This window comes from Tepidamorphus sp. 3E244, from assembly GCF_046159835.1.
In the GTDB taxonomy this organism is placed as follows: Bacteria; Pseudomonadota; Alphaproteobacteria; order Rhizobiales; family Tepidamorphaceae; genus JACKJK01.
Genome location: NZ_JBJXCY010000002.1, coordinates 591929 through 617624, shown reverse-complemented (window position 1 = coordinate 617624; position 25696 = coordinate 591929). Strand labels below are relative to the sequence as shown.

The window sequence follows — 25696 nt, the reverse complement described above, 5'->3', positions numbered from 1 at the left end:
AAACGGATGGTTAACAGAGCGAAAGTTTGTGCCGAATCGGGAGGACAAGCAGCCTCACGGGCGCTTCGCTGACGCCCCATTCACGCTGAAACGTGCCGGATTTCGACGTTCGGCAGCCCGATGGGGACGATACCGAGATCGTTGGCCATCACGCCGAAGGCTTCCGTCTCGATCAGTTCGCGGTAGGGCGTTTCGGGAAAGACCAGCCCTGCGCGGTGCAATTCTGCATCGACCAGCAGCATTGTGCCGCCAACCCCCGTCAGGGGGATGCGCTCGAGGTATCGAAGTTCGTGCAGATGGCGGCGGGTGTAGTCGTTCGGCGGCGGCTGCATGAGGCCGTGCTTGTAGTGCTTGTAACGGATCACTTCGACGACTTCGGCGGTTTGGAGGAAGGCGTTGAGATCGAAGCTGTGTGCGTTCCATTCCAGCACACAATTGGGCGTGACGATCTTTTCGTCCTCGCAAAGCAGCCGGCGCAGGATGCCGGGTGAAAATTCGCAGACGTCGGCGTCGATCCACAGGACGCGTTCGTCGGTATCGCGCAAACCCTCGCGCAGCAGCCGGTTGCGCGCCTTGGCGATGGCGGCCCGGCGGACAAGCTGCTCGGACGGCAGCCAGCGCGACCCGCTCGATCGGCGGTCGGGACCGTCGAAAGTCAGCACGTCAAAGCCCGCGAAATCGCCTTCGTGGCGTTCTTTCAACCGCTGGAGAATGGCGGCGCTCGCATCGGTGCTCGGCCCCTCGCCGAAGACGACGCGCAACCTGTCGCGGGGATAGTCGATCCGGGCAACCTGCTGCATCAACAGGCGCACGGCGTGGGCAGCGTTGCGGACGGGAACGAAGATCGCGACGCTGGGCGGGGCATCATCGCGGTAGGCAGGCAGCGGCCGCAAAGCGCGCTCGCGATCGATCTTCGCAAGTTGATCTTCCGGGCTCGGATAGCGCCTGGCATCGCGCTGCGCGCGGCGCTTGCGGAAGCGACCCTTGAAATTGTTGAACGGCTTGGCTCGGTAGTCTGAGAACCAGCTTCCGGCCCAGTTGTGCCGCGACAGGCCAAGGTGTCCGTAGTCGCCGTGTCGCACATCGCTGGCCGGTTTGCCGTCCTTGCCGTTCGGGCTGAACAGGTGGCAGGAGTTCACCGAGATCTCGTCAGGCTTCGCAAAGCCTGCGACTGCGGCAGCAAAGACGAGCGGTCCGGTTGAATCCAGCACGTCCTTGCTGATTGCCATCCGCATTCGCCAGGCGCGCTCCAGAACATCGTCCCAGAGCGGATGGCCCTGGGGGCTTGCGAATGTACCGTTGAACAGTTGCAGGCTCATGCCGCGCACTTGCGAAGGCTGCCAGTGGTCGCGCGGCTCTTCGCACACGACCACGCGGTCTTCGTCGGCGATGGGATCAAGCGGGGCGAGGCAGTCGGTATCCATGTCCGCGTAGACGCCGCCGAACGTCTTCAACAGCATGTAGCGGGCGAGATCGGCGCGTTGAACCGGGTTCGGGTAGGCGTGATACAGCTCCGCGAACCGGGGAAACGTGTCACTGACGAACCATTCCAGCTCGTCGTCGGTCCACAGGCGGTATTCCCAGCCGGGATTGTTTTCCCGCCAGCTTTCCGGGCTGCCATTTTCACTGGAATAGTGCGCGTCGCGCCAAGTCTGATGAATGATACGCGGGATCATGGCGCGGGGGTAAAGCCTCGTGATGTTGCCGGCTCTGGTTGGCATGGACCGGGCACGAAGGCAACAAATCCGGTCAGGCAAGCACGAAAAGGCCGCCCGGAGGCAGCCTCTTGATTTGCCGTCTCATCAACCGCGGAGAAGTGCGGCGTGCAGACGTTGCTAGTGGCGGTATTGCTGGATGCGCGTGGTGCGCAAGCCGGCCAACCCGTGCCGGTCGATGGAGTTTTGCCAGTTGAGGAACTCTTCAACTGTCAGGGTATAGCGCTTGCACGCTTCTTCCAGTGACAGAAGTCCGCCGCGAACCGCAGCGACAACTTCCGCCTTTCGCCTGATCACCCACCGCTTGGTGTTTGCCGGGGGAAGGTCGGCAATCGTCAGGGGTGACCCGTCAGGCCCAATGACATACCTGACCCGTGGCCGAGAAAGCTCGCTCATCGATACTCCACACATACGCATACGCAACAAGAACTGTGGAGTACGGTAAGTGACCGCGCTTAAAATTTGGCTAAAGTGTGGAGCGGCATTTTCCCTTGGCATGGCAAGGGTTTGTTCAGGAAAGTTAAGGGCCTGCGAGCGGGCGCAGAACGCCCGTCCCGCCGGTGCGGCCTGCCTTACTGGTTGTGGATGCGCTTGACGCTGCTCATGGGAATGGTGGTGTCCCCGGCCAGCAGGAGGGGCTCCTCGCCGGAGAAATCGACCCCGTCGATGATCGCCTCCGCTGCGATGCCGACCGTGACAGTTTCGCCATCGGCGTCCTTTGCGGAGACGCTCAGCGTGTAGTTGCCGTCAGTCAGTTTCAAGCCACCGGCGTCACGCCCGTCCCATGTGAAATTGTTGTCGCCCTTGGAGATGTCGCGCTCGCCCGTCCACACAACCTTGCCGGCGGAATCGCGGATCGTGAACTTCGCGGCGTCGGCATCCTTGGCCGCGCTGTACTGCCAGTTGGCGGTGCCGTTGGTCAGTTCCGACTGGGTCGTCGACACGCTGACGCGCTTGCCCACGAAGCTGACGGCGTTCGTGGCGGCGGTCGCTGCGGCAAGCTGCGTGATCGCTTCGAGGTTCTCGTTCTGCTTGATCTGCTGCTCGACCTGCGAGAACTGCACGAGCTGTGCCGTGAACTCGTTGGTGTCCAGGGGCTCCAACGGGTTCTGGTTCTTCAATTGTGTCGTCAGGATCTGCAGGAACGTGTCGAAGTTGTCGGCAATGCCTGCGCGATCCTTCGCGGCGGATGAGGTGCCTGCGGCACTCGAAATGGCATCCAGGATCATGAACGCGGTACTCCTTGGGTTGGGGCCTCAGGCCCGTCAGACCTCGATATCGACCAGTGCGTCGGACACGCCGCGCATGTAGGCAGGTGCAACAGGCGCTGCTGCATCATCTTCGCGCTGCGACGCCGTGGCGGCATTGTTGGATGAACCCTCGCCCTGCGCCTGGCTGCCGTGGCGGCCCTCGCCACCATCGCGCAGCGAGAACTGGAGCGAGGTGTTGTCGAGCTTCATGCCGGACTGCTGCAACATGCGTTCAAGCTGCCGCGCATCGCGGTTCATTGCGTCGTAGGTTTCCGGCCGGTCCACCGTCAGGTGGGCGTTGAGCGTGCCGTCGCGTCCCATTTCGAGGCGCACGTCGATCCGGCCCATTTCCGGCGGGTCGAGGCGAATGTCGAAGTGGCGGGTGCCGCCGCGCGCTTGGCTGGAAATGGTCACGGCGAGCTGGGCCACGGGCAGCGATGTGCCGTAGGCCGGCAGCGTCACGCTGCGCGCCGGCGCGGACACGCCCGGCGGCAAGGCGCGGTCGCCCGCGATCAGGATCGGGTCCGCCTGCGCCGGGGTTCCCCCCGTCGGGATCATGTCGGGTGTTGGGGCATCGGCGCTGAGACCCGCACTCTGGGCCTGCCGCGCGGCTGCGGCGGCGCGGATGGTGGCGCCGAGCGAATTGTCGTTGCCCTGCTGGGTTGCACCTTGCGCCTGCTGCATCTGCGAGCCGGTGCCGATTACCTTTTCAAGCAGCGTGCGCAGGCCGTTGCGCGTGGTTTCGCGTGCGGTGTTGACGGTTTCGGCGTCCGAGCTGCCGCTCGCAGAACTCGTCGCGGTGGCACTTGCCGTCGCGCCGGAGTCATCACTTGCAGCGCTGCCTGCCGTGGTGCCGGCGCGTGCGGTGACCGGCTGTGCGGGCAGGCCGGTTTTGGCTGCGGTTTCCCCCGTCGCACGTGCCTGTGCCGGTGCGGCGTCTGCCGCAGGCTTGGTGCCGGATTCGCCAGCAGGCTTGGTGGCGGGTGTTTCGGGCTGGTCGCCGGTGGTCGCCTGCGCCTGTGCCGCATTGGCCGTTACGGATGCTGCCGCGCCGACCTTCGGCTCGGCAACCGGTGCCGTTGCGGGCTTGCTCGCAGTATCCGAAACTTTGGCGGCCTCGCCTGTTGCGGCGGCGGTCGAGGCAGGAACTGCGTCCGCATCTGCCGTGCCCGGCGCGGGAGGTGTTGCCGGCGGTGTCGTGGGTGCAACAGGTGCCTTTGCTGACTGGTCGGCCATTTCGTCGCCCGCAGGCGGGCCGGACGCTGGGGCGGTCGGCGTGTTGAGCCCGTCGACGCCGGCGATGTCACCAACATCCGCCTGAGTGCCGATACCGGCTGCCTGCGACAGTTGCTGCAGGCCGGCGACGGCCTGCGGGCCGATCAGGCTTTCCAACTGGGCCAGCGCATCGCCAGGCAGGTCCACGAATTGCTGGAGCAGGTTTTCGATCTCGGCAGGCAGTTCTCCCGCCTCGGCCAGTTCGGCGAGGTCTCCGCCCTCTGCCAGCTGTGTCTCGAGCGCCTCGCCGATCAGCTTGAGGAACTGCAGCGGCGCGGGCAGGGCAGGGCCCTTCTGCGCACGCGTGGCGGCGCCATCAACCTTGGCGGTCGCGCGCGATGCGGCGACGAGCTGGCCCGGAACTGTCTCCGGCTCGAGCCCGATCGCCGACATGAACTGCGCGAACGGCGTCTCGCCCTTCTGGGGCGCTGCACCTGCATTCGCCTTCAAGCCGGGCTGGATGCCGGGCTGCAGGAAGGAAATCACGCTTGCTGTTGTCACTTGCCGGTCTTTCCTCGACGCGCGGGCTGCCATTCGCAGCGCGCATACGGAATTGGTCGCAGTCACACCAGCAATCGGCGGGCCAATTGTGCCAAATCGGTTGGGCGGCAGAAAAATACCTAATAAAACAATGACTTGTGATTTTCGACGCGCGCCAGATCGTTGCGGCTGGTCGCCGGAAGCGGCACCCATTGCCGGGCAGGCGGCAGGTTCTGCCGGGTCGCGCCCCATGCCGATAAAGCGCCGCATTCTGGCTGCACATGCTGGTTTTTTGTTTGCCCAAGGCCTAGATTGCCGAGCGATAAACGGTGCTGCATCGGCGCGCCGGGGACGAGAGACTTATGAGCGCAGTGGATCTCAATCTTCAGGGACGCCCGCAGGACACCCGTGTCGTCGTCGCGATGTCGGGCGGCGTGGACTCCTCCGTCGTGGCCGGCCTGCTGAAAGAGGCGGGCTATGACGTGGTGGGCGTCACGCTGCAGCTCTACGATCACGGCGAAGCAACGCACCGCGCGGGCTCGTGCTGCGCGGGGCAGGACATCCACGATGCGCGCCGCGTTGCGGAGACGCTCGGCATTCCCCACTACGTGCTCGACTACGAACAGCGCTTCAAGACAGCGGTCATCGACGCTTTCGCCGACAGCTACATCGCCGGTGAAACTCCGGTGCCGTGCGTCAGCTGCAACCAGAAGATCAAGTTTCACGACCTGCTGGACACCGCGCGCGATCTTGGCGCGCAGGCGCTGGCGACTGGTCACTACATTTCCTCGCGCCCCGCGCCGGAAGGCAACGGGCGCCGCGCGCTCTACCGCGCCATCGATCCGGACCGGGACCAGAGCTACTTCCTCTATGCCACGACGCAGGCGCAGGCGGATTTCCTCCGCTTCCCGCTCGGTGACATGCACAAGGACGAGACCCGCGAGCTTGCCCGCAAGTACGGGCTGTCCGTCGCCGAAAAGAGCGACAGCCAGGATATCTGCTTCGTGCCGACCGGCAAGTACTCGCAGGTTATCGAGAAGCTGCGTCCCGATGCGGCAGAGCCGGGCGAGATCGTGCATCTCGATGGCCGCGTTCTCGGCCGCCACGAAGGCATCCTGCGCTACACGGTCGGCCAGCGCCGCGGCATCGGCGTTGCGACAGGCGAGCCACTCTATGTCGTCGCGCTCGATGCGGTGAACGCCCGCGTCATCGTCGGGCCGCGCACGGCGCTCGAAACAGCGATCGTCATGCTGCGCGACGTCAACTGGATCGGTGAAGACAACCTGGACGGTGCGCTGTCCGGCGAAAGGGACATCGCGGTGAAGGTCCGCTCCACGCGCCCGCCCGTTGCAGCCCGCCTGCTGACGGTCGACGGGGCACCGGCGGTGGAACTGCTGGAGCCGGAAACCGGCGTGTCGCCGGGGCAGGCCTGCGCCTTCTACGACCTGTCGGACGAGCGCGGCCGCTTGCTGGGCGGCGGCACCATCGACGCCACCCGTTCCGCCTTCGATGCCGTGCCCGATACGGCGCGTTCCCGCGGCCTGGAAGCGGCAGGCGCGCGATGAGCGCGGATCGTCCGCGCAAGGCGCATCCGTCAGCTTGACACGTCCGGCGCGCGCGCCGTATATCGCCCGCTCGTCTGCGGCCTTCATGGCCAGCGGATGACCCGTTTGGGGCGGAGTAGCTCAGTTGGTTAGAGCAGCGGAATCATAATCCGCGTGTCGGCGGTTCAAGTCCGTCCTCCGCTACCAATCCTTCTCTCAACAAATCGCTGAACGATCTCGAGCCGGTGACTGGATCAGGCGGCCAGCTTGGTCAGCAATCTCGCGGTCTCTTGCAGATCGGCGCGGAAGCGCTCGCGTTCGGCATCGCGCAGGCGCTGTTCCGGAAGTCGCAGGATGTAGCTTGGGTGCACCGTCACGAAAAGCGGCGTGCCGTCGGCCGCTTCCTCCATCTTGCCGCGCCGCGACAGAATGCCCTTGCGCTCCCCGGTGAGTGATTGCAGGGCGGTGCCGCCCATGGCGAGGATCAGCCGGGGCTGGACGATGTTGCGCTCCATGTCGAGCCACCAGCGGCAATGGTCGATCTCGCCCGCATTCGGGTTCTGGTGCAACCGGCGCTTGCCGCGCGGCACGAACTTGAAGTGCTTCACGGCATTGGTGATGAAGGCGCGCGACCGGTCGATGCCGGCTTCCTGCGCGACCGCATCAAACAGCTGACCCGCCGGGCCGACGAAGGGACGGCCTGCCAGATCCTCGCGGTCACCGGGCTGTTCGCCAACGATCATCAACTCAGCGTCGAGCGGGCCTTCGCCGGGAACCGCCTGCGTTGCGTTCTCCCAAAGCGGACAGCGGCGGCAGCCGGAAAGCGCTGCTTCGTATTCTGCCCGCGTGCCGACTGGGGGCGGGGCTTCGGTCGTGACCTTCAGCCTCTCGGTAATGCGCCCTGCGCGCACCGGCGGCAAGGTTGGCGCGGCCGCCGCCATCTCGCGCGCACGCGCCTGCGCGGTCGCGATCATTTCCGGGATGAGTTCGGCTTCGGGCAGGTTGCGCCAGTACTTCTTCGGCATTTCGGCGCGCATGGCATCGGGCTTCAGGCGCGCCGGGTTGAAGATGTTTCGAAAGTAGGCGCGCCAGAGGTCCTCGGTCGCGTCGGCGGGCAGGTCCGGCTTGGTGCTGCCGGGTTCAAGGCGCAGCTTGCCGCCTTCGAGGCTCGCGGTGAGCGTCGGCGTGCAGATTGTCCAGTCCATGTCGCCGAACCGGCGCACGAAGAACGGCGCGGTCGGCTCCACGATGCGGTGGGTCGGCTCGAACCAGGCGGCGAAGCGACGGCGGTTTTCGGTCAGCGGGTCGATCTCGCGAAAGCGCACGAAGGCCGTCATCTTGTGCTTGTCGCGGCGCACGTCCTTCGCCATCGCCTGAAGCCGGGTGTGGAGCGGATCGGCGCTGTCGCGGGACCGGGTGCGATCACGTGCGATGAACCAGAGCCACTGGTAAAGCCGCGCGAAGCGCTCCGGGTCGCCGTGCCACACGACATCGCCCGCCAGCGAGACAAACGCTTTCGGCACGGCAAGAGCCGGAGCCTTCGCGTCGCCGTTCTGCGATCCTTCTTCCCCGCCATTCGCGGTGGCCGAGAACAGGTCGTTTGCCTGCTCACCACAGGACCACGCAATGTCTTCCGGCGGAATGCCGGCGCTGACGAGCGCGCGTGCCTGTTCTCGCCACGCATCGAATGTCCCGATCTCGGGCAGTGCGATGGTGCGCATCACAGAAGCTGCAATTGTTCCGGCGGTGGCGCGAAGCGGGCCCGCAGGTTTGCTTCGTCCGCAAGCTTGCGCGGCGACCAGTCGAGCAGCGAAATGAAGGGCTTGGCGTTCTTCAGGTTCGCGCCCATGCGCTTCAGGTCGTCATAGCGCAGCGTGCGGTGCCGGCGGGCGGCAAGGATGCGATTCACCGTCTTGGTGCCGATGCCGGGGATGCGCAGCAGGGTTTCCTTGTCGACGCGGTTGATGTCGAGCGGGAACAGATGCCGGTTGGCAAGCGCCCAGGCAAGCTTGGGGTCGACGGCAAGATCGAGGTCGCCACCGGGCGCGGCAGCGGCGATCTCGTCGACGTTGAAGCCGTAGAAGCGCAGAAGCCAGTCAGCCTGGTAGAGGCGATGTTCGCGCATGAGCGGCGGCTTGATGAGCGGCAGCGCGGCGGATGAATCCGGGATCGGCGAGAACGCCGAGTAGTAGACCCGCTTCAACTGGTAGGACGAATAGAGCCGCGTGGAGGTTTTCAGGATCGTCACGTCGCTGGAGGTATCGGCGCCGACGATCATCTGCGTCGACTGGCCGGCGGGGGCGAACTGGCGCGGTTTCTTGCCAGTCCGTGTCTTGTCGGCGTTTTCCTCCCGCCGCAGGCGCACATCGGCCATGGCCTTGCGGATCTGGTCCGGCTTCTTTTCCGGCGCGAACTGCGAAACCGCGCCGTCAGTCGGAAGCTCGACATTGATGGACACGCGATCGGCCCACAGGCCCGCTTCCTCGACCAAGCCCGGTGACGCATCGGGAATGGTCTTGAGGTGAATGTAGCCGCGAAAGCGATGCTCCTCGCGCAGGGTGCGCACGATGCGAACCATGTCGGCCATCGTTTCGTCCGGCGAGCGGATGATGCCGGAGGACAGGAACAGCCCCTCGATATAGTTGCGGCGATAGAACTCCAGCGTGAGGTGGACGACCTCTTCCGGCGTGAAGCGGGCACGCTCCACGTTCGAACTTACGCGGTTCACGCAGAACGCGCAGTCGTAGATGCAGAAATTCGTCATCAGGATCTTGAGCAGGCTGATACAGCGCCCGTCCGGCGCATAGGCGTGGCAGATGCCCGCTCCGGTCACCGAACCGATGCCGTTGCCATCCCGGCTGTCGCGCTTCTTGCCGCCGGAAGAGGCGCAGGATGCGTCGTACTTTGCCGCGTCGGCGAGAATCTCGAGCTTGCGCTGAAGGGTCATGGAAGCCATGATGTTCATGTAATGTTCTTGAAGTCATCGGGCAATAAGATTTGACGTGCCATGCGGTCGCAGGGTGGGAATTTTCAAAAGCTGAAGACAAAAAAAGGGCGCGGAAAACCGCGCCCTGCGAGCTGTCTATTGAAAGTAATTGTTCAGGCGATGGGCTTGCGCGAGCGCTTTGACGCGAGGTCGACGCCTGCAAGCGTCAAGGCGAACGCGCCGAACGCGATGACAACGCCGGTGATGATGAGAAGAGTTGCCGTCGTCATTGTTTCCTCCATGGACTTGGGCCGAACGATGCCTTGGCCTAGCTTGGAAAAAACGCCCGCCGCTTGATCTCGCTCAAGCCGCTCCCACCTATCCCCGCGCGTCGGCCATGTTGGCCGGCAACTGACGATCAAATCCCGTGACCGATTGGAGTCCCTGACATGGCAAGCCCCGAGGAAACCCGCGCGCTCGTTGCGCGCTACTACGATGCGTTCAACGCACGCGACATTTCGGGGATGCTCGACTGCCTGAGCGAGGATGTCGCCCACGACATCAACCAGGGCGGTCGGGAAATCGGTCAGGAGGCCTTCAAGCAGTTCCTGATCGGGATGAACCGGCGCTACCGCGAGCGGCTCGACGCCATCGTCATCATGACCAACGAGAGCGGGACGCGGGCTGCGGCGGAATTCGTCGTGCACGGCGAGTACCTGGAGACCGACGAGGGCCTGCCGCCGGCACGCGGGCAGGGCTACACCATCCCCGCGGGCACGTTTTTCGAGGTGGATGACGGGCTGATCTCGCGGGTGACCACCCACTACAACCTGAACGACTGGATCGCGCAGGTTCGCTGAACTTTCCCGCCGGCGCTTTGCGCATGGCGACCCAAGCCCCATATTGGTGGTCAGGGATGATGCGGGCACAGGGGAGTGGACCGCGATGAACCAGCATGTCGGCAATGACACGATCGCAATCGCCAACCGGGCCTCGCCCGTGCTTGCGTGGCTCTTGTCGGAGGGGTTGCGCTGCGATGGCGTTGAACGCCTGACGCAGGGATTTTCCGAACACCTCGTGGAAGCCGGGCTTCCGATTTCGCGCCTGATGATCTCGACACGTGTGCTAACGGCGACCGTCATTGCGCGCAGCGTCATCTGGACGCCGGAGGGCGGGATCTCTACGGCGACCTACGATTGGGCCGAACGCGATCTCGGCCTGTACGAGACAAGCCCCATCAAGGCCGTGCACGACACGCTCGACTGGGTCGATCTCGTCATTGACGAGACGCCGGACGAGGCCTTCGGGATCGTGCCGGACCTGCGCGAGAAGGGCGTGACGAACTACGTCGCGCTGCCGCTGCAGTTCACCAACGGCACGGTCAACGCCCTGTCGATTTCCACCACCTCACCGGAGATGTTCTCGCAGGCCGACAAGGACGTGCTGAACATGGCGCTGCCGGCGTTTGCGGCGGCTGTCGAATTGCGGATGCTCGACACGATCATGCGCGAAGTTCTGTCGATCTACGTGGGCGAGGAGCCGGCCAAGCGCATTCTGTCCGGCACCGTGCATCGCGGCGAGGTCACGCGGATTTCGTCTGCCATCATGTTCGTGGACATGCGCGACTTCACCCGCCGCACCCAGAACATGAGCGCCGAGGACACCGCCGAGCTCCTCAACCGCTACTACGATTGCGTCGTTCCGAACGTCACCGCCAATGGCGGCAGCGTGCTGAAGTTCATCGGCGACGGCATTCTCGCGATCTTCCCCGACGGCCAGTGCGGGGCGAAAGGGGCGACGGCCTCCGCCCTGAAGGCTGCCAAGGCGACGCTCGCGGCGGTTCCGGGCGCATGTTCCGGCGAGGGCGCGAAGTTCGAGATCGGCATCGCGCTGCACTACGGGCAGGCGGCGTTCGGCAATGTCGGCTCCGGCGAGCGGCTCGATTTCACCGTGGTCGGGCGGGACGTGAATCTCACCGACCGGGTGGGCCGGCTCAACAAGAAGCTCGGCATTCCGCTGCTGCTGAGCGAGGCGTTCTGCGCGGAGCTGGACTCGCGCGTTCAATCCTGCGGGCATCACGCGGTAGCGAGTTTCGACGACGTGATCGAAGTCTTCCAGCCGGTGTGAGCTGTCATGGCGCTGCGGTTTGAAAAGCTGACAGGCCCCGCGCTGCAGGCGGTGATCCCGGATCTTGCGCGGCTGCGCATCTCGATCTTCCGCGACTGGCCCTATCTCTACGAGGGCAGCGAAGACTACGAAGCGCGATATCTCGCGCGCTACAGCGACAACCCGCGCGCGCTCGTGGTGGCCGCCTATGACGGCAGCCGCATCGTGGGTGCGTCGACCTCGACGCCACTCGCCAGCGAGGTCGAGGCGTTCACAGCGCCCGTTGCAAGCCACGGCTACGACGCGTCGAAAATCTTCTATTTCGGGGAATCGATCCTGCTGCCGGATTATCGCGGGCAGGGCGCGGGCCATGCCTTCTTCGACCATCGCGAGGCGCAGGCGCGCGCGCTTGGCGGGTTCGCCTACACGGCATTCTGCGCGGTGATCCGCGATGAAGACGATCCGCGCCGCCCGGCGGACCATCGTCCGCTGGACGATTTCTGGCGCGGGCGCGGATACCAGCCGGTGCTCGGCATGCAGGCGCGTCTCGGGTGGCAGGAAATCGGCGAAGAGCGCGAGAGCGAGAAGCCGCTGCAGTTCTGGCTGCGCGCGCTGTGAAGGGCCTGCCCTATTTGGCGAGCCGGAGTTCTCCAAGCTTCTTGGCGATGTCGTCGAACGCGGTCAGCAGGTCGCCGGTCGATTTCGAATTGTAGGCCATGCTCCGGCTGGACGCGCAGGATTCCATGATCGCAAGGGTATCGCGGTCATTCACGTCGAAGGCAATCGTGTAGACCATGATGCCCTTCTTCTTGGCGTTGCTGCAGGCTTCCAGCGTGCGGTTGTTCATGGCTTCGACAAGCTGGTTCGTCGAATAAAGCCCGGTTCCGAGCCGATCTTCCGACGCGTAGCCATAGACCGAGTACCAGGAGCCATTCATGTTGTTGAAGGCCCCGTGGAAGTTCGAACCGTCGGTCATGACGATCATGATCTTCTTGTTCTTGTTGTCGCTGTAGGGCTTGCCTTCCGTGAAGGGAGCCCCCGGCGACAGCACGCGCCAGCCCCACATCACGCCTTCGTGGATGTTGGTGCCACCATAGGAAGTGAGCTGGCCAATGGCAGAGTTCAGGTCGCCCTTCTTGTTGGTCAGCGGCGTCAGCGGGCGCGCATCACACAGGAAATTCGGTCCCATCTTCGTGCCGTAGCGCGCGCTCGTGTCGGCACGTGAGCCCTTGTACTTGCATACGCGCTCCTGCCGACCCTTGGCAGAGTCATCTGCCCGGTCGCTGCGCGAACAATCACCGCCATCATCGCTGAGGTAATTGTTGATGAAATCATCCTTGCGCCAGCCCGCATCGGTGTCCGGGGCATCGGGTGCCAGCAGCGGCACGAAATAGCTGTCCCTGTTGCTGCTGACGGGTGTCGAGTCATCGACATCAAGCGGATAGGGGCGCGCTTCCACACAACCATCCCACTTCACGTTCTTCAGCTCGTCGTAGATTTCAAACCGAGTCAGCTGCTTGGAGCCAAAATTGTTGAAGTGGTATTTGGCAACCGCATTGCGATCCATCCATGATGCGCTCTCGTTTTCCGGACCGACATTGACGGCTGCGGCAAACGGGACGATGCCGATGGAAATGCTGGGATGGTTGTTTTCCGACCCGAACAGCGTCTTCACCAGGTCGCGCGCCGCCTTCTTCAGCGTGGAAGTGCGGCTCCCTTCCATGGAGCCGGAGGTGTCCACCACCATGACGATTTCCATCGTCCCGCCGCTGCGCCCGGTTTCGGCGCGCACGTTGACGGTGATCTCGTTGATGCCAAGCAGGCCGGAGATGGTGGTCGGAACCTTGGCGGACACGTCGACGCGCGAGGCGGCGCCGTCATCCACGTCCTTGTATGTCAGCTTGTAGGCGTCGGTGAACTTGAGCTGGGTGGCGTTCGCGGCAAAAACCTCGTTGGCGATCACGCGGCGCTCGGCCTCGGAGCCTGACTGGTTCTTGCCCGCAGCAAGGGCAGCAGCGTCCGCGCCCGATTGCAGCTTGGCGCGCAGCGAATTGGCGCGCGAATAGTCCACCGCGACGCCAACGCTGCCCAGCATGGGGATCAGCGCGAGGGCGAAGATGATGGCGGCCGCGCCGGCCCGGTCGTGCGCAAAGCGAGCGCACAGACGGGCGACGAGGATCGAGATTTGGCGGCACTTGCCCATGAGGGCGGCTCCGGTGGCCCGCACCACGAGGGGCGGGCGAAAATTTCAATGGGAGCAGCCTATGAGTGGCGTGGTTACGGAATCGGTAAAATTGCTAGGCTTTTCAAAAGCCTTGCCACGCTGGTTAAGCGTCTATTGCACGATTTCCCAACTTATCGAGACATCGACACGCATGGTCTGCTCGCCGGTTTCGATGGGAACAGATGAATCCATCGCTGCTTCGGCGCGCGCCATGCGCATCATCGGAATCGGCTGGCCGGCCTGCTCGTTCTCGACGATGGCCGCGATCGGTCCGAGCCGGACATTCGCCGCCTGTGCGATGGTCTCGGCCTTGGCGCGTGCGGCAGCCACGGCGCGCTTGCGCGCTTCGGCCAGCAGTGCCTCGTCGTCGTCGATGGTGAACTGGATGCCGTTGATGGAGTTGGCGCCCTCGCTCACCAGCTTGTCGAGCACCGGGCCGAGGCCTGCGAGATCGCGCACGCGCACGGTCACGTTGTTCGACACACGGTAGCCGGAAACTTCCGGCGGGCGGGACGTTTCGCCTGGGTTGGCACGGTGGTGGACATAGACCGGTGAAACATTGAAGTCGCTTGTCTGGATGTCGCGCGCCTCGATACCGGCCTCCTTCAGCGTCTCGATGACCTTCTGCATGGCGGCATTGTTGGCCGACAGTGCCTCGCGGGCTGTCTTGGCCTCGCTGACGGTGCCGGACGTGACAATGGCCATGTCGGGGGAGGCGTTCACCGTGCCGGTTCCGGTCATGGTGATGAGCGCGCGGTCGTCAGCGGCCTGCGCACGTGCGGGCAGCCAGGCAAGCGCCAGGAGGGCGACCAGTGCGGCAACAAGGCCGGCGCGCAGCATTACATTGAAATGCATGGGAAAAGAGCCTTTCGCTCCGTTGTTTTCGAGCAATCGAGGTGTGCGTGGTCGCACCACAATCAGCCCGAATTGCGGCGTGGCGTTGCAACCCATGTGCAGTGGTTGCATAAGGGGGTCCCTCTTTCCGCGCGGGCCTGAAATGCAGACCCGCAACGGCGAAGGGCCTGTAGCTCAATTGGTTAGAGCCGGCCGCTCATAACGGTCTGGTTGCAGGTTCAAGTCCTGCCGGGCCCACCATTTTTCTTTGCGAATCGATCCCGATTGCCGAAGCGCTGGCCCGCCGAAAGCCTCTTTTTGGCATCCCCTTTACGACCTTTGTTGAACAGCCATATCACGCAAGATTTGCGCAGTATGGCCGCAAAACGCTTCGGCAGCGCCGTCACTGATCGGCGATGTGCGTGCAGCGAATAAACGAAGGGGGAGAGCATGGCCCAACGCGTGGACAGGAAAGGCCTGCAGGTCGATGAGCAATTGGCGTCGTTCATCGAGGAATGTGCATTGCCGGGTACCGGGGTCGATGCCGGTGCGTTCTGGGCGGGCTTTGCATCCCTCGTCGATGACCTGACGCCGAAGAACAGGGCGCTGCTGGAAAAGCGCGGGACGCTCCAGGCGAAAATCGATCAGTGGCACATCGAACGGCGCGGCCAGCCGCACGACCACGATGCCTACAAGGCATTCCTGTCGGAGATCGGCTACCTGGAACCCGAGCCGGACGATTTCCAGATCGGGACGGAGAACACAGATCCCGAGATCGCGACCGTTCCGGGGTCGCAGCTCGTCGTGCCGGTGACCAATGCGCGCTACGCGCTCAACGCGGCCAATGCGCGATGGGGCAGCCTCTATGACGCGTTCTACGGAACCGACGCGATGGGGTCTGCGCCGCCGGCCGGTGGCTACGACAAGGGACGCGGCGCGCGCGTTGTCGCCCGCGTTCGGGTGTTTCTGGACGAAGCCTTTCCGGTGCAAGGCACGAGCCACGCCGACGCCAGCCGCTACCACGTGAAGAACGGCCAGCTGCTGGTCGACGACATGCCGCTCGTCGAACCGGAGAAATTCGTTGGCTATCGTGGCCATCCGCAGGCGCCCGATGCCGTTCTGCTGCGCAACCACAGCCTGCACGTGGAACTCGTGTTCGACCGCACGCACATGATCGGAAGCCGGGACCAGGCCGGGCTGGCGGATGTCCAGATCGAAAGCGCGATCACGGTCATCATGGACTGCGAAGACAGCGTCGCGTGCGTCGATGCCGAGGACAAGGTTCTCGCCTACGGCAACTGGCTCGGGCTGATGCAGGGCGACCTGACCGACACATTCGAGAAAGGCGGGCGATCCGTTACCCGGTCACTCAACCCGGATCGGGTCTACACCGCACCCGACGAGGGCGAAGTGACCGTCAAGGGACGGGCGCTGATGCTGGTGCGCGACGTCGGCCACCTGATGACCAATCCCGCCATCCTCGACAAGAACGGCGACGAGATATTCGAAGGCCTGATGGATACGATGATCACGGTGCTGATCGCGCTCCACGACCTGAAGCGCGAGGGTGGCAATTCGCTCCACGGTTCGGTCTATGTGGTGAAGCCGAAGCTGCACGGGCCGGAGGAGGTCGCCTTCACCGACGAAACATTCGACCGGGTGGAGGAGGTTCTCGGTCTGCCGAAGCACACCGTGAAGATCGGGATCATGGACGAAGAGCGGCGAACGTCAGTGAACCTCAAGGCGTGCATCCATGCGGCGCGCTACCGGGTGGCGTTCATCAATACCGGTTTCCTCGACCGGACCGGCGACGAGATCCACACCTCGATGGAAGCGGGCGCGTTCAGCCGCAAGGACTTCATCAAGCGCAAGAGCTGGATTGGCGCCTACGAGAACCAGAACGTGGATATCGGGCTGGAATGCGGCCTTTCCGGCAAGGCGCAGATCGGCAAGGGGATGTGGGCGATGCCGGACATGATGGCAGCGATGCTGGAACAGAAGATCGAGCATCCCAAGGCCGGTGCCAACACCGCATGGGTCCCCAGCCCGACGGCTGCGACGCTGCACGCGCTGCACTATCACCGGGTCGATGTCTTCGGGGTGCAGGAGAAGCTCAAGGCCGGCGGCCGCCGCGCCTACGTCGACACGGTCCTCGATATTCCGCTCGCCACCTATCGCAACTGGACCGATGCGCAGATCTTCCGCGAGGTGGAGAACAACGCGCAAGGCATTCTCGGGTACGTGGTTCGCTGGATCGACCAAGGTGTCGGTTGCTCGAAAGTGCCGGACATCAACGACGTCGGCCTGATGGAAGACCGCGCGACGTGCCGTATCTCGGCGCAGCACATCACCAACTGGCTTCATCACGGCATCGTCGACGGGCAGCAGGTGATGGGCATATTCCGCAAGATGGCCGAGGTGGTCGACGAGCAGAATTCAGGCGACCCCGCATACAAGCCGATGGCGCCGGGCTATGACGGGATCGCATTCCAGGCTGCCTGCGACCTTGTCTTCAAAGGCCGCACGCAGCCATCTGGCTACACCGAGCCGATATTGCACGAGCGTCGGCTGGAACTGAAAGCGGCGCGCGGCTGACAATTGTGACGGAGTGATGCGGTTCGCCGGTCAGGCGGGGCGGTCGCTGGCGGCGTCGCTTTCTCCGAGGATGCGCGCGACGAGCATCGCAACGTGCTGCGCATCGACGCGCATTCCCGGTTCATCGAACGCGAAATGTATTGGCTCGATGGCCCAGTGGTGGTGGCTGCAGGCCTGGCTCAGCCCGTGATAGGCGATAAGCCGCTGGTGTTTGGGCCGGTAGCTTGCGCGCGAGATAGGGATGAATTCGACGACGTGTGCGCCCGGTGGCGCGAAGGCAATGTTGGACAGGCCTGCACCGTGCGGGCCGACAACCACCCGGGCGCGGCGGAACAGGTCGAAATCGGCGTCCCAGTCTTTTTGCGAATGGAAGTGCCGGAAGCCGAGACCATGCGCGGCGGCCAGCTGTTCCAGCACGTCGAGGATCGGTGCCTCATCGCTGACGCAGCGATTGACGTTGGTGCGCCCGGCATAGACCAGCAGGTCGGCTTCGGGCTCATCCAGCAGGCCGAGGCGGGCCTGCAGCGGCGCCATGACGCCGCGTGGATAGAGGCTGCGGATTTCCATTTCCGGCGAGTAGTAAGGAAACAGGACGTGATCGGCGTGGACGAGGTGGCGTTCAAGCGCGTTGAGCGGCTTGTCCACGACCCGGTCGGCGAGGCCGGTTTTCTCCCAGAACCAGCGCGCGAAGGGCGCGGCCTTGGAATGGCTGACGATGCGCAGGTGCTCGAAACCCGGGCTTTCCAGCAGATTCAGGACGATGGCGAGTTGCGGCATCGCGTCGAGGATGAAGTGCTGAAAGGCATCGCCCATGAGGGCGGAGATCAGCACGCCAGCCTCGATGTGATGGATGGTCTCGGTCTTGTGATAGAGGCGGTGATGGTCGCCGGCATATGGCCGACCAAGCCGGAAGTAGCGATCCGCGTCGAAGACGACATTGTCGCCGCAATAGGCATCGCGCAGGTGAAGCAAGTGCAGGGTTTCGATTTGCACCGGCGGCACGAATGGCGGTGTGCGCCGGTTGAGTCCGCGCGTCGGGTGCAGGCGGGTCATCACCGTGCGTTCGAGCGCCTCGGGGGAGGCCAGTTCCTCGAAGAAATTGATGACACGGCCGTTGGCGTTTCCAACGATTTCCAAATGCCGCGCTTCATCGAAGGGTTGCGGGGCGGATACGGGTTCGCCCGGCACGCGGCATAGCCCGCCATCGCCCCAGACGCGATCCGGTTTGTCAGGACTGGATGTCATCGAGGCTGGGTCTCCAACGTATCCTGATCGGAAGCGCGGCGTTCACCGCTCCATCAGCAGTTCGGGCAGGCGTTCGCGCACCTCGGCGGGCGTGCGGGTTTCGAAGTACCAGTCCATCGTGCGGGCAAGGCCGTCCGCGAACGCGACCTGCGGAGACCAGCCGCAATGATTGCGCAGCTTGGCGTTGTCGCAGATGCGGTAATAGGGCCCGGTGGGCTTGTCGGGCAGCGTCCTGATACCGGTATCCAGCCCGGCCCGCTCCAGCACCATGCGCGCGGCATCGATGACGCGGGTGCCTTCCATCGTGCCGACATTGTAGGCCTCGCCGCTGTGGCCGCGCGCGGCGGCGGCAAGCGTGCCCGACACGATGTCGGAAACGTAGGTCCAGTTGCGCACCTGTTCGCCAGTGCCCCACACCTCGAACGGGTCCTGACCGACAAAGGCGCGCGCGATCATGGCGATCACCGCGTGGCTTTCGGTGGCGCGTGGGCCATAGGCGGTGAAGTAGCGGCAGCTGACGGTGTCCATGCCGTGGTCGCGCCCATATGCGGCGAGCGTCTTCTCGCCGGTCAGCTTGGCCCAACCGTAGATGCCGTCGGGGTCATAGGGCGGTCCTGCCTCATCCTCGCGCAGCTTGACGATGCGCTTTGCATCGCCTTGCAGGTTGGCGGGGTAGATGCAGCCGGACGAGGCAAACACCACGCGCTTCACACCGGACCTTGCGCAGGCCTCGAAGACCGTTGAATCGAGCAACACGTTGGACGCGCAGGCGGATTCGTGCGTCTCGATATAGCCGCGTCCGCCGTGGTCGGCCGCCAGGTGGAAGGCGAACTCGACGTCGCGGGTGGCTTCGCGTGCGGCAGTGGGGTCCTTCAGATCGGACTCGACGAACTCGATCGCGCCGGGATCGATGTAATTGCGCAGATACTCGATGCGGCCGCTGCTGAGATTGTCCACCACGCGGACATGCGCGCCGGCATCGATCAGCGCCTCGACCATGTGCGAACCGATGAACGACCCGCCGCCGGTCACGAGCACGTTGCGATTGGCGAATGTTTCAGCTTCCAAGGCCTGTCTCCGGGCGCGCAGGTATGGCCCTTGCTAACGCAAATGGTCCGTCTCGCAAAGCACGCGAACGAGCCTTTGGAACAAGTTCGCGGATTTCAGGTGACGACGCGTAAAAATGCGTCTGTCGAGGGGGGATTTACCTACGGTGTTGTGGTAGGAGTCGCCCCATCATTGATCAGCAAGATGGTGACACCAGTGAGCAACGACGACATCAAGCGCGAAGACGGTCAGAAAACGCCGGATACCGGTTCCGAGCGTTCGCGCGACATTTCCAAGCGTGATCTCATCAAGAAGGCTGCATGGGTCGCCCCGGTCATTGTCAGCGTGAAGCTGCCGAACACGGTTTACGCGCAAAGCGCGGTGAGCCCGGTTGCGCCCGGTTCGCCTTCGACGACCGCACCGACGACCGGACCGACGGCCGCGCCGACGACCGCACCGGCCGCAGCAGTGCCGAGCACGAGCACCTAGAGTTTCAGGTCCTTCACGCGCGGGTGTGCAAACACGCGCTCCGCGTCAAATGTGGGCGCGGCAAGTCTCGACCAGTGCAGCAGGTTTCCATGTCGAACCATGGCCACAGCCCGAACGGACATGTTCCGTGTCGGGCGATTGGCGTTCGGTCTTTCGCCGTCGGTGACGAATGCATTCTCATTTCGCCACGCCGCTTCGAGGATGCATATGACGCGCCGGACGAGCACCAGGCACTGACGCTCAATCATTCCGGCGCGGCGATCTGGGAGGCTTGCAACGGCCAGCGTACGCATTCCCAGATTGCTACGGCAGTTGCGCGCACTTTCGATGTCGACACCGAAACCGTGGCGCCACACGTCGCGGCAACGCTGCGCGAGTTCGCCCGCGCAGGCTTGCTGAACGGGACCATCACGGACCCTGCGCTTGGCAATCCCTACACGTTCGTCACCGGCATCGAAGACAAGCCCTATCTCCACTGGCAGACGGCGATCTTCCTTGAATCCCTTGCCGGCAAGCTGCCGGATGGCTGGCAGAGCCTTGTCGTTGTCTGCAACGGCGGAGCGCCGCTTTCGGATGACTTGTCCGCAATCCTCTCGCGCTACAACACGCAGGTCGCCACGGGCCGCGACCATGCCAGGGCCATGCGGATCGATACCGGCCACGCTGATGGCGAGGCGCACGCCGCGCTGAACCGGGTCGAGGCGCTGAAGGTTGCCGCCGACCATGTCGGCGAAGGCGAGATGGTCTGCCTGCTGGATACGGACGTCTTTTTCTATGACGGACTGCCGCTGGAGCTGTTGCCGCAATCGAACGCCCTGGCGCGAAACTGGCACATCGAAACCACGCCGTTCTTTTCCAGCATCGATATCAACGAAGGCGCCGGCATCGATCTTCAGAAGCTGCTGGAGGCGATGGGGTGCAAGGCGGAGTTCAAGCCCGGCGGCGTGAACGTCTTTCTCACCGCCGAAACGGTCCGCGATCCCAAGTTCATCGCCGACTGCTTCCGGTTTTCGCAGGCGCTGTTCATGCTGGGCCGCACGGCAGGCGCGCGCCTGACGTGGATTTCCGAGATGCCGTGCTTTGCGCTTGCGCTAAGCGCCAACGGTCTCGAACATGATCTGCTCGAGGCCAAGCAGTTCCTCGTGTCGGATTGCAACGAGGCGGAAATCCCACCCGGCACGATCTACCACTACTACAGCGATCCCAGGGATTTCGGGCGCACGGCGTTCCGCGATTCCGCCTGGCACAAGCAGGCCTACGTGTCTCAAAACTTCCTGGAGACCGACTTTTCCGGCCACGAGAAAAAAGCGACAACGGACCATGAGCGATATTTCTTCAAGCTCGCACGAGCTGCCCGTGACCGGTGCCATGTATGAGACCCCGCCGCACCTGATCGACGGCCAGGCCGAGGACGCAGCCAGGCTTCCCGCGCTCGGCTGCGGTTTCAAGAAGGTTACGCTGGACAGCGCCATCCACGACCGGCTGATGGATCACTTCCGCGCAAACGTGCACAACTTCACGTCCGAGGGGGAGGGCATGTACATCCGCACGGAAAACCCGCGCGCCTATCCCTCGCTCCTGTTCCAGCACGAGGAGTTCAACCAGCGGCTGATGAGCGACGTGCAGGACGTGCACGAGGCATGGTGCGGCAAGGCACTGCGCAAGGCCGCCTGTTACGGCATCCGCGTCTACCAGCCGCGCAGCTACCTGCTGAACCACTACGATCATTCCGCAACGCACGTGGTCAGTTCCACCATCTGCGTCGACAGCCGGCTCAACCGGCCGTGGCCGCTCTATATCGAGGATCTCGACGGGAACCCGCACGAGGTCTCGATCGAGCCGGGCGAAATGGTCTTCTTCGAGGGGGCCAAGCTGAAGCACGGGCGGCCCTACGCGATGGACGGTGAGTACTATGCCAACATCTTCGTGCACTTCACGCCCGTGGACTGGCCGGGCCGTGGCTGAGCCGTTCGCAAAGTTGTCAGTCCGGACCGCGTGATGCGCTACCTCGTCAGCACGATCTACCGGCATGGCCGGGCGGGCCTGTCCAACCTCGTCATGTCGCTGGAACTGGGTGTCGTGGCGGCGGCCCTGACCAACCGCGTCCTCGTCCTGCTCGGCAACACGACGCCGATTGCCAACGTCGTCCAGTATGACGGCCTCGTGCGCAACACGTTCCCAAGCCGTGTCACCGATCTCATCGATTTGGGTCTGCCGTGGGTCGACGAGACGGCTGTCGATCTGTCGCGCTTCGCGATGCCCGACCTGTGCCCGAAAGCCGCGTGGGACACGGTCTTCGTCCACCCCTACAACCTTTCCACGCGCAGCGACGATTTCAAGGCCTTCGCCAAGGACCGAGGTGACGTTGCGCGCGTGACGCCGCAGCTTGAACACGTGCCGGCGCTTGCCCTGACCGGCGGGCCGGATGCGGAAACGCTGGGGTTCTACTCGAGCTTTTTCTATCTCGACCGGGGCGCGCAGATGACCGCGTTCGATGCGCTGAAGCGCATGGGGCCGCGACGTGAACTCGCCGGCTTCGCCGAGCGGGTGGCCCGCGACCTCGGCACCTTCAACGCGGTTCACATCCGCCGCGGCGATTTCAAGAAGACGATGGGCGTCACCACGCTCGACCGCACCGCCGGCGAGGCGATCGCTGCGATGGACGCGCATTTCAGCCGATCGGACCGGCTTGTCGTGCTGACAGACGAGGCGAGCGATCCCTTCTTCGACGAGATACGCGCAGCCTACACCGACCTCGTCTTCATCGATCACCACATTCTCGATCACTACCTCGAGGATTTCCGCGACCTGCCGGCCCATGACAGCATCGCGCTGGCCTACCTCTCCCAGCTCGTTGCCGCGCATTCACGCGATTTTCTCGGGACGATGACGAGCACCTACACGTCCATGGTTCAGCGCATGCGCGGCAATCTCGGCAAGGCGGAGCCGTTCAAGTTCCTGTGGAACGAGCTGCCGCCGGTTGGCGCCGGGATCGCGCCCGGGCGCCACGCCATCGGTGACGACGTGCCGCTTCGGGACGGCATCATGGTCGCGGAGTTCGGCGGCCCATACTCTTGGAACCGCTACAACCAGCGCCTCAACAACGGCTGGATGCGCGAGTGGCCCGAGAGCTTCCTTGATGAAGACGCGATGGTTGGCCGTGCCGAGGGACGGGCAATCGAGGTTGCGCAGCGTCGCGATCCGAAAAATGCGGGGCCGACCGGGGACGTCACGTCGCGCACGCTGGGCGTCGGGTTCCTCGACAAGTGCGTTGCCGTTCACACGACCCATGAAGATGACGGCGCCGCCATGTCGCGGCTGTTCAAGCGCCTGACGGTGGAGACGGCGGAAGGCGCGGTTGCCGACGTCGCGCTCGATACCGCCCACGGTGCGGCCCGTTTGCTGGTGAACGGGAAGCAGGTTGAGGCGCAACTGGCCGGTGCCAAGGTGCACCGCCGGGTCTATCGGGAAGTGGTGCGCAGCTTCATCTACGCGTTTCCGCAGATGACGTGGTTCCATGCCGGCGCGGCAATGCGCGACGGGCGGTGCGTCGTCATGGCCGGGCCATGGGGGCAGGGGAAGAGCACGCTCGTGCTTGAACTCATGGGGCGCGGCTGGGACTTCATGTCGGACGACATCGTCCCCGTCGATCCGTCTTCGGGCCAGGCCTATCCGTTCCCCGCGACCCCGCAGGTGCGTCGTGGTGCGGCCAAGGCGATATCGCGCGAGCAGGTGAGCGGCATGTCGAAGATCGCCGTGCCGCTGGAAGACCATAGCATCGCGGCGGGATCAAGCGCGATTGGGCTGCTCTGCTTCCCGCAGTTCAACCCGGACGTGGCGGCGGAACTTCACCCGCTCTCCCCGGTGATGGCGGCGGCCCGTCTGCTTGAAAACTGCCTCAGCCTTCCGGAAAATGACGACGAGACGATCCAGCGGCTCTGTGACGCCATCGTCGGGCTGCCCGCCTTCGTGCTCGAGTACGGCGAACGGGACGCGGCCACAGACCTGATCGAGCGTGTCCATGGCGATGGCCACGCGGCCCGAACGGAGATGAGCGTCAATGGATGAGCGGATTGTCGATGTGCGGGTCGACCTTTTGGGCGGTGTCAGCCGGTCCTGCCAGTTGCCGGCGGAATCCGAAATTCTCGAAGCGCTTCACGCGGCACTTGCGACAAGCGGGCCGGGCATGCCGGCACGGCTCGTCCAGCTCCCGTTGGATGGCGGTACCACGGCATTCTCTTTCATGTCGGACCGGCTGGTGAGCGTGACGACCACGCCGCCGGTTCTCATCGAGCAGGAACTGATGCAGCCGGCGGTGACCGGTGCGGGACCCGGACGTGTCAGCCACGTGGTGATCGATGACTTCCTGACGCCGGCAGAAAATCGCGCGCTGCTGCAATTCGCAGTCAGCGAGGAACCGAACTTCACCAAGAGCTCCGTCATCCTGAAGGAGGGCGACATGGCTGACGAAACCTACCGCAAGTCCAGGGTGCATTTCGGGATCCGCGAGACCGGGTGGTTCGACACGTTTGCCAACCGGCTGAAGCTGCACTTGCCGCACCTGATGAAGACGCTCGCCGTCGACCAGATGCGGTTCGAGGATGCCGAACTGCAATTGACCGCGAGCAACGACGGCGACTTCTTCAAGCAGCATTCTGATTCCGACCACAACCACGAGAGGGCAGGCACCCGTGCGCTGACTTTCGTCTACTACCTGCATCGCGAGCCGTGCCCGTTCACCGGGGGTGACCTGCTGTTCTTCGATCACGGAGACGTCAACGCTGCCGGCGTGACCGCAGTGCCGCCGCGCAACAATTCGCTGGTTGCGTTTCCCAGCGAGCATTTCCACGAGGTGGATCTGGTGCGCTGTCCGTCGCGCGCCTTCGGCGACAGCCGCTTCACCGTCAACGGCTGGCTGCGGCGCGCGTGAGCATGGGAATGGGGCAAGCGACCGGGGCGAGCGAGCCGACGATCTTCGTATCGATTGCGAGCTATTGCGACCCGCTGCTGGTCTTCACGCTGGATTCCTGTCTCGCCAATGCGCGTCACCCGGATCGGCTGCGCTTCGGCATCTGCTCGCAGAACGACCCGGATGCGCCCGTCCCGCTCGACCGGTTTCGCAGCGATCCCCGGTTCGCGTTCTCCGACCACGACTATCGCCAGAGCAAGGGCGGGTGCTGGGCGCGGGAAATCTCGCAAGGCATGTGGGCGGGCGAGACGTTCGTGCTGCAGGTCGATTCCCACACGGCATTTGCGCCGAACTGGGATGACAGCCTCGTGCGGATGATGGCACGCCTTCCCGCCAGCAAGCCGCTTATCTCCATGCTCCTGCCGTTGTTCCTGCTGGACGAGGACGGCCAGGTGCTGGCCGAGCGATCCTTCGGCCTCCGCGCGACGCGCGTCGCCAAATGGCAAGCGGAGGATGGTTGGGCGCCCTGGTTCGACTGGGGCTGCACGGTTGATGGCCACCCTTGCCGCAACCGTTTCCTGTCGGGCGGCTTCGTGTTCACGCTCGGAGCGTGGACCGAGGAGGTGCGCCAGGACCCGGAGCACTATTACTGGGGCGAGGAATTCGCGCTGGCTGTGCGATCCTACACTCACGGCTACGACATCTTCCTGCCGGATGAACTGGTGGCCTGGCATTTCGAGCATCGCGAAGCGTCTCCGCGCCGTCACCGGGACCGTGCAAGGGAAGAGGTGGCCCTGCGCAATCAGATCGCGGTGAACAGGCTGCACGCGCTGGTCTTTCCGCAAGACGGGGCACCGGGCGTCGTGCTTGGGCGCTACGCTCTTGGAACAGCGCGCAGCTTGAGCGACTACGAAGCATTCGCGGGAATGGACCTTACCGGACGGCGTGCGCATCCGGACATTTTCGAAGGTGTTCCCAACGCAGGTGACACCATCAAGGGTGCTGCCGACTGGGCGCAATGCATCGAGCTGCCGCGATAGGCTTCAAGGGGAAACGG

General features: G+C 64.1%; 21 protein-coding genes and 2 tRNA genes. 13 read left to right on the top strand and 10 right to left on the bottom strand.

Translation table 11 applies throughout. The features are described from left to right. Positions 1 to 80 precede the first annotated feature (80 nt). From ACKTEK_RS11795 to ACKTEK_RS11780, 4 genes are all read right to left on the bottom strand, one after another. Positions 81 to 1721 carry a glycosyltransferase gene (locus tag ACKTEK_RS11795; protein WP_409165494.1) on the bottom strand — a complete coding sequence of 547 codons (1641 nt, stop codon included), beginning with the start codon at positions 1719 to 1721 and terminating at the stop codon, positions 81 to 83. A 114-nt stretch (positions 1722 to 1835) separates the two neighbouring features. Continuing rightward, entirely contained in the window at positions 1836 to 2111 is a 276-nt protein-coding gene (locus tag ACKTEK_RS11790) for a DUF1153 domain-containing protein (RefSeq protein ID WP_409165493.1), read from the bottom strand. Positions 2112 to 2287: 176 nt separating this feature from the next. After that, the gene (locus ACKTEK_RS11785) at positions 2288 to 2944 is read right to left on the bottom strand and encodes a flagellar hook assembly protein FlgD (protein ID WP_409165492.1); all 657 of its coding nucleotides are present in this window, start codon (positions 2942 to 2944) and stop codon (positions 2288 to 2290) included. 36 nt (positions 2945 to 2980) lie between these two features. After that, positions 2981 to 4741, bottom strand: a complete 1761-nt coding sequence (locus tag ACKTEK_RS11780; RefSeq protein ID WP_409165491.1) for a flagellar hook-length control protein FliK — start codon at positions 4739 to 4741, stop codon at positions 2981 to 2983. A 341-nt stretch (positions 4742 to 5082) separates the two neighbouring features. Here ACKTEK_RS11780 and mnmA point away from each other — a divergent pair, with 341 nt between their 5' ends. Together mnmA and ACKTEK_RS11770 are read left to right on the top strand one after the other, a co-directional pair. Beyond that, entirely contained in the window at positions 5083 to 6285 is a 1203-nt protein-coding gene (gene mnmA / locus ACKTEK_RS11775) for a tRNA 2-thiouridine(34) synthase MnmA (protein ID WP_409165490.1), read from the top strand. Positions 6286 to 6394: 109 nt separating this feature from the next. Then, positions 6395 to 6471, top strand: a tRNA-Met gene (locus ACKTEK_RS11770). A 47-nt stretch (positions 6472 to 6518) separates the two neighbouring features. On the opposite strand, the gene ACKTEK_RS11765 is transcribed toward ACKTEK_RS11770, so the two are convergent. Together ACKTEK_RS11765 and ACKTEK_RS11760 are read right to left on the bottom strand one after the other, a co-directional pair. Then, positions 6519 to 7985, bottom strand: coding sequence for a UdgX family uracil-DNA binding protein (locus ACKTEK_RS11765; protein ID WP_409165489.1), 1467 nt, complete (start codon positions 7983 to 7985; stop codon positions 6519 to 6521). Then, the gene (locus ACKTEK_RS11760; RefSeq protein ID WP_409165488.1) at positions 7985 to 9229 is read right to left on the bottom strand and encodes a putative DNA modification/repair radical SAM protein; all 1245 of its coding nucleotides are present in this window, start codon (positions 9227 to 9229) and stop codon (positions 7985 to 7987) included. Before ACKTEK_RS11760 ends, ACKTEK_RS11765 begins: the two co-directional genes overlap by 1 nt. 410 nt (positions 9230 to 9639) lie before the next feature. Between ACKTEK_RS11760 and ACKTEK_RS11755 the strand changes: the two genes are divergently transcribed. From ACKTEK_RS11755 to ACKTEK_RS11745, 3 genes are all read left to right on the top strand, one after another. After that, positions 9640 to 10050, top strand: coding sequence for a ketosteroid isomerase-related protein (locus tag ACKTEK_RS11755; protein ID WP_409165487.1), 411 nt, complete (start codon positions 9640 to 9642; stop codon positions 10048 to 10050). A gap of 85 nt (positions 10051 to 10135) precedes the next feature. After that, positions 10136 to 11317, top strand: a complete 1182-nt coding sequence (locus ACKTEK_RS11750) for an adenylate/guanylate cyclase domain-containing protein (RefSeq protein WP_409165486.1) — start codon at positions 10136 to 10138, stop codon at positions 11315 to 11317. A gap of 6 nt (positions 11318 to 11323) precedes the next feature. Continuing rightward, complete coding sequence (locus ACKTEK_RS11745) at positions 11324 to 11914, top strand: GNAT family N-acetyltransferase (protein ID WP_409165485.1); 591 nt, start codon at positions 11324 to 11326, stop codon at positions 11912 to 11914. A 10-nt stretch (positions 11915 to 11924) separates the two neighbouring features. Here ACKTEK_RS11745 and ACKTEK_RS11740 read toward each other — a convergent pair whose 3' ends face one another. Beyond that, the gene (locus ACKTEK_RS11740) at positions 11925 to 13499 is read right to left on the bottom strand and encodes a pilus assembly protein TadG-related protein (RefSeq protein WP_409165484.1); all 1575 of its coding nucleotides are present in this window, start codon (positions 13497 to 13499) and stop codon (positions 11925 to 11927) included. Positions 13500 to 13631: 132 nt separating this feature from the next. Further along, on the bottom strand, positions 13632 to 14375 hold the full coding sequence (locus ACKTEK_RS11735; RefSeq protein ID WP_409165483.1) for an SIMPL domain-containing protein: 744 nt from the start codon (positions 14373 to 14375) through the stop codon (positions 13632 to 13634). Between the two features lie 163 nt (positions 14376 to 14538). On the opposite strand from ACKTEK_RS11735, the gene ACKTEK_RS11730 reads away from it, so the two are divergent. Then, positions 14539 to 14615, top strand: a tRNA-Ile gene (locus ACKTEK_RS11730). A gap of 189 nt (positions 14616 to 14804) precedes the next feature. Then, positions 14805 to 16949, top strand: coding sequence for a malate synthase G (locus ACKTEK_RS11725; protein WP_409165482.1), 2145 nt, complete (start codon positions 14805 to 14807; stop codon positions 16947 to 16949). Between the two features lie 30 nt (positions 16950 to 16979). Here ACKTEK_RS11725 and ACKTEK_RS11720 read toward each other — a convergent pair whose 3' ends face one another. Continuing rightward, positions 16980 to 18194: a glycosyltransferase 61 family protein gene (locus ACKTEK_RS11720; protein WP_409165481.1), complete on the bottom strand. Its 1215-nt coding sequence runs from the start codon at positions 18192 to 18194 to the stop codon at positions 16980 to 16982. Between the two features lie 42 nt (positions 18195 to 18236). Continuing rightward, positions 18237 to 19262: an NAD-dependent epimerase/dehydratase family protein gene (locus ACKTEK_RS11715; RefSeq protein ID WP_409165480.1), complete on the bottom strand. Its 1026-nt coding sequence runs from the start codon at positions 19260 to 19262 to the stop codon at positions 18237 to 18239. 195 nt (positions 19263 to 19457) lie between these two features. Here ACKTEK_RS11715 and ACKTEK_RS11710 point away from each other — a divergent pair, with 195 nt between their 5' ends. The 6 genes from ACKTEK_RS11710 (at position 19458) to ACKTEK_RS11685 (ending at position 25679) form a co-directional block, all read left to right on the top strand. Continuing rightward, entirely contained in the window at positions 19458 to 19730 is a 273-nt protein-coding gene (locus ACKTEK_RS11710; RefSeq protein WP_409165479.1) for a hypothetical protein, read from the top strand. Positions 19731 to 19819: 89 nt separating this feature from the next. After that, on the top strand, positions 19820 to 21106 hold the full coding sequence (locus ACKTEK_RS11705) for a PqqD family protein (RefSeq protein ID WP_409165478.1): 1287 nt from the start codon (positions 19820 to 19822) through the stop codon (positions 21104 to 21106). Next, positions 21051 to 21695: a hypothetical protein gene (locus ACKTEK_RS11700; protein ID WP_409165477.1), complete on the top strand. Its 645-nt coding sequence runs from the start codon at positions 21051 to 21053 to the stop codon at positions 21693 to 21695. The genes ACKTEK_RS11705 and ACKTEK_RS11700 overlap by 56 nt, the downstream gene beginning before the upstream one ends. Before the next feature lie 33 nt (positions 21696 to 21728). Beyond that, the gene (locus tag ACKTEK_RS11695; RefSeq protein WP_409165476.1) at positions 21729 to 23798 is read left to right on the top strand and encodes a hypothetical protein; all 2070 of its coding nucleotides are present in this window, start codon (positions 21729 to 21731) and stop codon (positions 23796 to 23798) included. Further along, positions 23791 to 24660 carry a 2OG-Fe(II) oxygenase gene (locus ACKTEK_RS11690; protein WP_409165475.1) on the top strand — a complete coding sequence of 290 codons (870 nt, stop codon included), beginning with the start codon at positions 23791 to 23793 and terminating at the stop codon, positions 24658 to 24660. The genes ACKTEK_RS11695 and ACKTEK_RS11690 overlap by 8 nt, the downstream gene beginning before the upstream one ends. 8 nt (positions 24661 to 24668) lie before the next feature. Continuing rightward, positions 24669 to 25679 (top strand): GlcNAc-transferase family protein, encoded by a 1011-nt coding sequence (locus ACKTEK_RS11685; protein ID WP_409165474.1) that lies wholly within the window; start codon positions 24669 to 24671, stop codon positions 25677 to 25679. Positions 25680 to 25696: the final 17 nt, after the last annotated feature.